Raw genomic sequence first — 7,107 nt, 5'->3', positions numbered from 1 at the left:
GCCAAAGGCCAAACCCGACGAACCGAGATCTACGACAACCTCATCACCAGCCTCGACACCACCGAAGCCTCTTGACACCGATCACCCACATAATGCCGATGACAGGATGCCGTTCGAGGAGAAATAGTTGGTCTAGCCCGGATTCCAGCAGGCATCATCATGAGGCTCATGAAGATCCCGGCGCTGGACGGCATCCACCATTTGAAGGTGCATGTGACCGACGTTCGTCGGTGGGCGCGATGGTAGACGCGCACTCTCGGCTATGAACCCCTGATGGAGTTCGTTGAGGGTTCGCGGCTGGTCGACTACGGGATGAGCCACCCACACGGGGGCACGCTCTTGACCTTGCGGCTCGACCATCGGAGACGATGGTCAGAGACGCACGCCGAGAAGCGCATCCAGCGCGCGTCCGAGCACACCGGGAGCGCCCGGGTCGTCGCCCCCGCGGGTCAGCGACTGGCTGGCCCAGCGGTCGACGGCCTCGAGGGCCCTTGGGCTGTCGAGGTCGTCGGCGAGGGCCGCCCGGATGTCGTCGACCGTCTGGTCGGCGACGGGTCCGCCGTTGCCCGACAGCGCCTCGCGCCACGTGGCGAGCCGCTGCTGCGCCTCGACGACCTGGCTGTCGGTCCACATCCAGTCGTGCGCGTGGTGGCGGGCGAGCAGCGCCAGCCGGATCGCCATCGGGTCGACCCCGTCGCGACGCAGCTGTGAGACGAGGACGAGGTTGCCCTTGCTCTTGCTCATCTTCTCGCCGTCGAGGCCCACCATTCCCTGGTGCACGAAGGACCCGGCGAACGACTCGGAGCCGCTGAGCGCACGGCCGTGCGCCGAGCTCATCTCGTGGTGCGGGAAGACGAGGTCCGTGCCGCCACCCTGGACGTCGACGGGGATGCCGAGGTGGTCGAGCGCGATGCAGGCGCACTCGATGTGCCACCCGGGACGACCGGAGCCGAGGCTGCCGCCGTCCCACTCGGGCTCGCCCTCGCGGTGAGCGCGCCACAGCAGGGCATCGAGGCGGTTGCGTTTGCCTTCACGGTCGGGGTCGCCGCCGCGCTCGGCGAAGACCTCCATCATGCCGGCCTCGTCGAGGTGGCTGACCGAGCCGAAGCGAGGGTCGCGGGCCACGTCGAAGTAGTGGTCCTGCGCACCCTCGCGTGACGCGTCCGGCGCCGGCACGGCATACGCCCAGCCGTCGGCGACGAGCTTCTCGATGGGACCGACGAAAGTGGGGATGCTCTCGACGGCGCCGAGGTACTCGTCGGGCGGGATGACGGCCAGGGCGGTCATGTCCTCGCGGAAGAGCGCGATCTCGCGGGTCGCGAGGTCTCGCCAGTCGACGCCGTCGCGCTCGGCCCGCTCGAGCAGCGGGTCGTCGATGTCGGTGATGTTCTGGACGTAGCGCACCGCGTGCCCGCTGTCGCGCAGGACCCGACCGAGCAGGTCGAAGGTGACGTAGGTCGCCGCGTGACCCATGTGGGTGGCGTCGTAGGGCGTGATGCCGCAGACGTAGAGGGTGACGAGGTCACCGCGGGCGGCGGGCACGAGCTCTCCGGATGCCGTGTCGCGGACTCGCACCTCGGGTGCACTGCCGGGAACCTTGGGGACGAACGGCATCGGCCAACTTCTCACGCGCAGACTCTATCCCGGCGCGCGTGACCCGTCGGGACCGGTCGGACGCGGCGCGGTCGACCACGCGCACGGCGACGCGCGCACCTCACAGCGGCGGCCACGGGACCGAGGGCCAGTCGGGGCTGGGAAAGGGGTGCACGCCGCGGTCGAGGAGCCGCCGGACGCGCTGGGCCAGGGCGTCCACGTCGTCCTCCGGGAGCAGCGCGAGGAGCCGCTGCCGCGGCTCGTCCTCGGCGAGCGCGTCCCGCAGGCGCTTCAGGCGCAAGAGGTCGTCCTCGACGATCGGCTCCCCGGCCCACCCCCACAGCACCGTGCGCAGCTTCGGGGTCGGCGAGAACGTCACGCCGTGGTCGATGGCCCAGAGGCGTCCCTCCCGGTCCCGGAGGCAGTGCGAGCCCTTGCGGTCGGAGTTGTTGAGGGCGGCGTCGAGCACGGCGAGGGACCGCACGTCGTCGGCGCCCGAGTGCACGACGGTCACGGCCGAGCCGCCGGGTGTCTCGCCGTCGAAGACCGCGTGCCAGCCGTCGGGTGTGCGCCCCTCGGGCACGAGGTCCACGACGACGTCGTCGTCGACGGGGTCGAACGGGTCACCGATCCACAGCTGCACCGAACCGGGACCGAGCGGGCCGTCGCGCAGCACGGTCGAGGGCACGACGTGCCAGCCGCCGAGCTCCGAGACCACCTGCGCCGCCACCTCCCGGCCGGCCAGCGTGCCGTCGGGGAAGTCCCACAGCGGTCGCTCGCCCCGGACCGGCTTGTAGATGACGTGACCGCCGGGGACGCTCGCGATGCGGGCGACGACAGCGAGGTTCGAGGACTCGGTGATGCGCCCGAGGACCTCGAGCTCGCCGGTCAGGTCGACCGACGGCGGGGTGCCGTCAGCGCTTGTAGCCATTGGCCCGCGGGCAGATGTGGCCCGTGGGATCGAGTGGGCTGCCGCAGAAGGGGCACGGCGGGCGGCCGGCAGCGACGAGCGCGTTGCTGCGCCGTGCGAAGGCGCGGGCCTCGGCCGGCGTCAGGGCGACCCGGATCGAGTTGCGCCCGAGCGGACCCACCTCGTCGTCGGCGTCCTCGTCGACCTCGTCGGGGTCGTGGTCGTGGCACTCGATGACGACCTTCTGCGCCTCCTCGTCCCAGGCGAGGGAGAGGGTCTGCACGTGCCAGTCCTCGTCGAACGGCGTCTGCAGCGGGTCGGTGTCCTCGGGCGCCCCACCGGGCTCGCCCGGCTCGACGGCAGCGGCGGGCGCGAGCTGGTCGAGCACGTCGTTGACGCGGTCGGCGAGGATCGAGACCTGCTGCTTCTCGACGCCCACGGTGACGACGAGAGGGCCGGTGCTCGCCTGGAGGTAGAAGGCCCGCTGGCCGGCCGGGCCGACCGTCCCGGCGACGAACCGGTCAGCGGGATCGAAGTCCTGGACCGTCATGCGCTCGACCCTATCCGACACTTCCGGGTGTCCCGGCGCCCCCGCCCACGACGGCGTCGCCCTCCTCGGCGGCCGGCTTCTCGGGCGGTCGCAGCCCCGTCAGGTCGCCCCCGACGTCGTTGAGCCGCAGCACGAACGGCTTGCGGCTCGTGTAGCGCACGACGCTCACCGAGGCCGGGTCGACGTTGATCCGCTGGAAGTCGTCGAGGTGGGCGCCGGTGGCGTGCGACAGGATCGACTTGATGACGTCACCGTGCGACACCGCGACCCAGACCGCGTCCTTGCCGTGCGTCTCGAGGATGCGTGCGTCGATCTCCCGGACCGCGCGCAGCGCCCGGTCCTGCATCTCCACCATGGACTCGGCGGGGTATGCCGCCGAGTCGGGGAAGCGCGCCTCGCTCGGTCGGTCCTGCACGACCTTCCAGAGCTCCTCCTTGGCGAGCTCCGCGATGGGTCGCCCGGTCCACGCGCCGTAGCGGCACTCCCCCAGTCCCTCGTGGATGCTGCGGGCCACGTGGTCCGGGAGCGGGGCGGCCAGCAGGTCGGCGGTCTGCACGCACCGGTCGAGCGGTGAGCTGACGACCTCGACGACGGGCAGCACTGCTGCGGCGAGCCGCTGGCCGACGGAGGCGGCTTGCGCCTCTCCGGTCTCGTCGAGGAAGACCCCGGGCATCCAGCCGGCGAGCGTACCGGCGGTGTTGGAGGTGGAGCGCCCGTGGCGCACGAAGATGACGGTGGGCACGACCGCCACCCTAGCCCGCCCCTGCACCCTCGCCCGGCGGCATACGCCAGCCTGCGAGACGTCGGCGAGCGGACGTGGTGAAGTAGGAGATGTGATCGTGGACAAGGCCATCTACCGCAACGGCCGGCGGCAGGGTTGCGGCGACCTCAGCGATGAGCTCGACGTGCTGCGCCTCACTCAGGACGGCTTCCTCTGGATCGGTCTCAAGGACCCGACCGACCAGGAGTTCGACCTCGTCAACGAGGAGCTGCACCTGCACCCGCTCGCCGTCGAGGACGCGGTCAACGGACACCAGCGGGCCAAGATCGAGAAGTACGAGTCGTCGGTGTTCGTCGTCCTCAAGACGCTGCGCTACATCGAGGCGACGAGCGACATCGAGACCGGTGAGGTCATGCTCTTCATCGGCGACCGCTTCGTCGTGACCGTCCGGCATGGTGAGGGCAACCCGCTGGCCGGCGTGCGCCAGCGCCTCGAGACCGAGCCCGAGCGCCTCGGCCACGGCGCCATGACCGTGCTCCACGCCGTCATGGACTCCGTCGTCGACAACTACCTCGTCGTCGACCGGGAGGTGCGCCGGGACCTCGAGCAGATCGAGGAGCAGGTGTTCGCCTCCCACCTCGGCGGTGACGCCAACACGATCTACCGCCTCAAGCGCGAGGTCCTCGAGTTCCGCCGGGCCAGCCAGCCGCTGGCCGACACCCTGACGCAGTTCATGGAACGCGCGCGGGGCCGTGGCCTCACGGAGGAGATGCTGCCCTTCTTCCGTGACGTCGCCGACCACCTGCGCCTCGTCAACGACCACGTCGAGTCCTACGACCGCCTCCTGACCGACGTGCTGTCGGCCCATCTCGCGAGCGTCTCGGTCAAGCAGAACGAGGACATGCGCCGGATCTCTGCCTGGGTCGCGATCGCAGCCGTGCCCACGATGATCGCCGGCATCTACGGCATGAACTTCGAGCACATGCCCGAGCTGACCGCGAGCGTCCATCTCGGCCACGGGGAGTTCCAGTACGGCTACTTCCTCGTGCTCGGGGTCATGGCGGCCGCGTGCATCGGCCTCTACCGCGCGTTCAAGCGCTCGGGCTGGCTCTAGCGACGGCGAACGGCCGGCTCCCCCGCGGGGAAGTCGGCCGTTCGTGGTCTGCGCGGGACGTCAGGTCGCGGTGATGACACCGCCCGCGAGGACGCCGGCGAGCACCACGGCGAGCGCGATGCGGTACCAGACGAAGGGCAGCAGGGTGTTGCTCGCGACGAAGCGCAGCAGCCAGGCGATCGTCGCGTAGGCCACGACGAAGGCGACGACGACCCCGACGACCACGGGGCCGACCCCCAGCGCCGAGAGGCCGTCCTTCTCCTCCACGGCCTGGAAGAGGCCCGCGGCCGTCAGTGCCGGGATCGCGAGGAAGAAGCTGAGTCGGGTGGCCGTGACGCGGTCGATGCCGCGGGCGATACCCGCGGAGATCGTCGCGCCCGAGCGGGAGACACCGGGGATGAGCGACAAGCACTGGACGAGTCCGATGACGACGCCGTCGACGGGACGCACCGAGTGCTCACCCCGGATCTCGCCGCGGGCCTCGTGGCCGGCGTAGATCCGCTCCGCGACGACCATGGCGATGCTCCACAGGAGCAGCGCGACGGCCACGACCCAGAGGCTGCGCAGGGCGCCCGAGATGAGGTCGCGCGCAAGGAACCCGACGATGCCGACCGGGATCGAGCCGATGACGACGGCCCACGCGAGGCCGTAGTCGGGATCCTTGCGCGCACCCGTGGACGTGAGGCCCCGGAACCAGGCGACCGCGAAGCGGACGATGTCGCGGAAGAAGTAGAGGAGGGTCGCCGCGATCGCGCCGAGCTGGATGACGGCGGTGTAGGCCGTCACGGCGGGGTCGTTCACCTCGAGCCCCAGGAGCTTCTCGGTGATGGTCAGGTGGGCGGTCGAGGAGATCGGAAGGTACTCGGTGAGGCCTTCGACGACGCCGAGGATGATGGCGTCGAGGTAGCTGAGGTCAGCCATGGGTCAGGGTGGGCCTTCTGCGCAGGAGGGACGGGACGGGTCGTCACCCGAAAGGGTGCGACGGCCGCTGGGCACAATGTCGCACCCTATCGACAACGCCGGCTGGGAGGCCTCGAGGAGGGCGGCGCGGAGACGAATCCCTAGGGAACGTCCGGGGCCGGCTCGTCCGACGCCCTGGCGGGCTCGAGGGCGGCGATCCCGGCGACCACCTGCAGCGTCGCGAGGGCCTGGTCGCGGGTCATGCCCCCGCCGACGGCGACGGCGAGGGTCGTGACTCCCGCCTCCTCGTAGCGACCGAGTCGTCGGGCGATTCGCTGCGGCGACCCGAGCAGCGCCGTCTCGTCGATGAACTCGAGCGGCACGGCGGCGGCGGCCTCGCGGTGGCGGCCGGCGAGGTAGAGGTCCTGGATGCGCGCCGCGTCCTCCTCGAAGCCCATCCGGCACGCGAGCTGGTTGTAGAAGTTCTGCTCGCGCGAGCCCATGCCGCCGATGTAGAGCGCGCAGTAGTCACGCACGTGGTCCGCCGCCTCCGCGACGTCGTCGACGAGGACGACGGGCGTCGTCGCCACGACGTCGAAGCCCGTCATCGGTGCGTCGGCTGGGCCTCGCACACCCCGTCGCCGTCCCGTCTCGAGAGTGGCGAGCAGGTCGGCGGCGTGCTCGGGGCTGAAGAAGATCGCGAGCCAGCCGTCGGCGATCTCGCCGGTCAGCTCGAGGTTCTTGGGACCGACCGCCGCGAGGTAGATCGGGAGGTCGGGGCGCACGGGCCGCGCGGAGAGCTTGAGCGGCTTGCCCGGTCCGCCCGGGAGCGGGAGCGGGTAGTGCGGGCCGGCGTGGGTCACCGTGTCGCGGCGGAGCGCGGCGCGCACGATCTCGACGTAGTCGCGCGTGCGGCCGAGCGGGCTGCGGAACGGGACGCCGTGCCAGCCCTCGCTCACCTGCGGACCGGACACCCCGAGCCCCAGCCGGAACCGTCCGCCGGACATCGTGTCGATCGTCGCCGCCGTCATCGCCGTCATCGCCGGGGTCCGTCCCGGGATCTGCATGACGGCCGAGCCGAGGTCGACGTGCTCGGTCAGCGCCCCGATCCACGCGAGCATGGTCGGGCTGTCCGAGCCGTACGCCTCGGCCACCCACACGCTGTCGTAGCCGAGCCGGTCGGCGGCCTGCGCCACCGCCACCTGGTCCTGCCCCGTCGTGCCGCGTCCCCAGTAGCCGAGATTCACACCGATCCTCATGGATCGCAGGCTATCGGCGCGGTCGCCGACGTGGCGGCCGCTCGGGGTGCGGCGTCGCCC

Annotated in this window: 7 protein-coding genes; 1 reads left to right on the top strand and 6 read right to left on the bottom strand. The window is 71.1% G+C overall.

Annotated elements, in window-relative coordinates:
- Nucleotides 1-372: 372 nt before the first annotated feature.
- The 4 genes from mshC to ASE25_RS19155 all read right to left on the bottom strand — a co-directional run bounded on the left by mshC (nt 373) and on the right by ASE25_RS19155 (nt 3,795).
- Nucleotides 373-1,629 carry a cysteine--1-D-myo-inosityl 2-amino-2-deoxy-alpha-D-glucopyranoside ligase gene (mshC, locus tag ASE25_RS19170; RefSeq protein ID WP_082622991.1) on the bottom strand — a complete coding sequence of 419 codons (1,257 nt, stop codon included), beginning with the start codon at nt 1,627-1,629 and terminating at the stop codon, nt 373-375.
- Between the two features lie 85 nt (nt 1,630-1,714).
- A complete protein-coding gene (locus ASE25_RS19165; protein WP_056776959.1) occupies nt 1,715-2,524 on the bottom strand; it encodes an SCO1664 family protein in 810 nt (269 codons plus the stop codon).
- Nucleotides 2,508-3,053 carry a DUF3090 domain-containing protein gene (locus ASE25_RS19160; RefSeq protein WP_056776955.1) on the bottom strand — a complete coding sequence of 182 codons (546 nt, stop codon included), beginning with the start codon at nt 3,051-3,053 and terminating at the stop codon, nt 2,508-2,510. Before ASE25_RS19160 ends, ASE25_RS19165 begins: the two co-directional genes overlap by 17 nt.
- A 10-nt stretch (nt 3,054-3,063) precedes the next feature.
- Complete coding sequence (locus ASE25_RS19155; RefSeq protein ID WP_056827048.1) at nt 3,064-3,795, bottom strand: MSMEG_4193 family putative phosphomutase; 732 nt, start codon at nt 3,793-3,795, stop codon at nt 3,064-3,066.
- 91 nt (nt 3,796-3,886) lie between these two features.
- Between ASE25_RS19155 and corA the strand changes: the two genes are divergently transcribed.
- A complete protein-coding gene (corA, locus tag ASE25_RS19150) occupies nt 3,887-4,888 on the top strand; it encodes a magnesium/cobalt transporter CorA (protein WP_056776952.1) in 1,002 nt (333 codons plus the stop codon).
- 60 nt (nt 4,889-4,948) lie between these two features.
- On the opposite strand, the gene ASE25_RS19145 is transcribed toward corA, so the two are convergent.
- Nucleotides 4,949-5,809: an undecaprenyl-diphosphate phosphatase gene (locus ASE25_RS19145; RefSeq protein ID WP_056776949.1), complete on the bottom strand. Its 861-nt coding sequence runs from the start codon at nt 5,807-5,809 to the stop codon at nt 4,949-4,951.
- 140 nt (nt 5,810-5,949) lie between these two features.
- Complete coding sequence (locus tag ASE25_RS19140) at nt 5,950-7,047, bottom strand: LLM class F420-dependent oxidoreductase (protein WP_056827032.1); 1,098 nt, start codon at nt 7,045-7,047, stop codon at nt 5,950-5,952.
- Between the last annotated feature and the right edge of the window lie 60 nt (nt 7,048-7,107).

This window comes from Terrabacter sp. Root85, from assembly GCF_001429185.1.
Classification (GTDB): Bacteria; Actinomycetota; Actinomycetes; order Actinomycetales; family Dermatophilaceae; genus Terrabacter.
The sequence above is the reverse complement of the archived record's forward strand: the minus strand, read 5'-3'. Positions and strand labels throughout refer to the sequence as shown.

Coding starts and splice junctions, on each gene's coding strand:
- ASE25_RS19165 (WP_056776959.1), bottom strand. CDS start 2,524: ATGGCTACAAGCGCTGACGGCACCCCGCCGTCGGTCGACCTGACCGGC.
- ASE25_RS19160 (WP_056776955.1), bottom strand. CDS start 3,053: ATGACGGTCCAGGACTTCGATCCCGCTGACCGGTTCGTCGCCGGGACG.
- ASE25_RS19145 (WP_056776949.1), bottom strand. CDS start 5,809: ATGGCTGACCTCAGCTACCTCGACGCCATCATCCTCGGCGTCGTCGAA.
- ASE25_RS19140 (WP_056827032.1), bottom strand. CDS start 7,047: ATGAGGATCGGTGTGAATCTCGGCTACTGGGGACGCGGCACGACGGGG.